The sequence below is a fragment of the Cellulomonas sp. A375-1 genome (assembly GCF_001040865.1).
GTDB classification, from domain to species: domain Bacteria; phylum Actinomycetota; class Actinomycetes; order Actinomycetales; family Cellulomonadaceae; genus Cellulomonas; species Cellulomonas gelida.
Genome location: NZ_LFKW01000160.1, coordinates 1 through 217, shown reverse-complemented (window position 1 = coordinate 217; position 217 = coordinate 1).

Below are 217 nucleotides of genomic sequence, written 5' to 3'. Positions count from 1 at the left end.
CCCGCGCTCCTGCCACTCGTCCTGCCACCGGAGCTCGATCTGGCGCGCAAGCTCCGCGGTGTAGCGGAACGGGACGTCGTCGCCGCGCTCGGCGGCAGGATCGGGGATCGGGGCTGGGGTCGAGGTCACCCGCAGAGTTTACCGAGCGGGAACGTGCCGGCGTGCGCCACACCCCGGCGCGCTGAGCACGGCGGTCCTAGGATCGCGCCATGGCTGA